Origin of the sequence: Guptibacillus hwajinpoensis (assembly GCF_001039475.1) — a bacterium.
In the GTDB taxonomy this organism is placed as follows: Bacteria; Bacillota; Bacilli; order Bacillales; family Guptibacillaceae; genus Guptibacillus; species Guptibacillus hwajinpoensis.
Genome location: NZ_LELK01000014.1, coordinates 1 through 1,383 on the forward strand (window position 1 = coordinate 1; position 1,383 = coordinate 1,383).

At 54.1% G+C, this 1,383-nt stretch carries 1 rRNA gene; it reads left to right on the top strand.

Annotation, left to right across the window (positions count from 1 at the left end):
• Window positions 1-1,380: ribosomal RNA gene (locus AB986_RS20065) — 23S ribosomal RNA — on the top strand; the annotation flags it as partial.
• Between the last annotated feature and the right edge of the window lie 3 nt (window positions 1,381-1,383).

The window sequence follows — 1,383 nt, forward strand, 5'->3', positions numbered from 1 at the left end:
GAAGGCTGAGTCGTGATGGCGAGGGAAATTTAGTACCGAAGTCCTTGATTCTACGCTGCCAAGAAAAGCCTCTAGTGAGGAAAGAGGTGCCCGTACCGCAAACCGACACAGGTAGGCGAGGAGAGAATCCTAAGACGATCGGGAGAACTCTCGTTAAGGAACTCGGCAAAATGACCCCGTAACTTCGGGAGAAGGGGTGCTTCCTCGGGTGAATAGCCCAGGGGAGCCGCAGTGAAAAGATCCAAGCGACTGTTTAGCAAAAACACAGGTCTCTGCAAAGCCGTAAGGCGAAGTATAGGGGCTGACACCTGCCCGGTGCTGGAAGGTTAAGAGGAGGGGTTATCCCTTACGGGAGAAGCTCTGAATCGAAGCCCCAGTAAACGGCGGCCGTAACTATAACGGTCCTAAGGTAGCGAAATTCCTTGTCGGGTAAGTTCCGACCCGCACGAAAGGTGCAACGACTTGGATACTGTCTCAACGAGAGACCCGGTGAAATTATAGTACCTGTGAAGATGCAGGTTACCCGCGACAGGACGGAAAGACCCCATGGAGCTTTACTGTAGCCTGATATTGGATTTTGGTACAGCTTGTACAGGATAGGTAGGAGCCATAGAAGTCGGACCGCCAGGTTCGATGGAGGCGTCGGTGGGATACTACCCTGGCTGTACTGACATTCTAACCCAGCACCGTGATCCGGTGCGGAGACAGTGTCAGGTGGGCAGTTTGACTGGGGCGGTCGCCTCCTAAAGTGTAACGGAGGCGCCCAAAGGTTCCCTCAGAATGGTTGGAAATCATTCGCAGAGTGTAAAGGCACAAGGGAGCTTGACTGCGAGACCTACAAGTCGAGCAGGGACGAAAGTCGGGCTTAGTGATCCGGTGGTTCCGCATGGAAGGGCCATCGCTCAACGGATAAAAGCTACCCTGGGGATAACAGGCTTATCTCCCCCAAGAGTCCACATCGACGGGGAGGTTTGGCACCTCGATGTCGGCTCATCGCATCCTGGGGCTGAAGTAGGTCCCAAGGGTTGGGCTGTTCGCCCATTAAAGCGGTACGCGAGCTGGGTTCAGAACGTCGTGAGACAGTTCGGTCCCTATCCGTCGCGGGCGCAGGAAATTTGAGAGGAGCTGTCCTTAGTACGAGAGGACCGGGATGGACACACCGCTGGTGTACCAGTTGTTCCGCCAGGAGCATAGCTGGGTAGCTACGTGTGGAAGGGATAAGTGCTGAAAGCATCTAAGCATGAAGCCCCCCTCGAGATGAGATTTCCCACAGCATTAAGCTGGTAAGATCCCTTAGAGATGATGAGGTAGATAGGTTCGGGGTGGAAGCGTGGCAACACGTGCAGCTGACGAATACTAATCGATCGAGGGCTTAACCTAAAA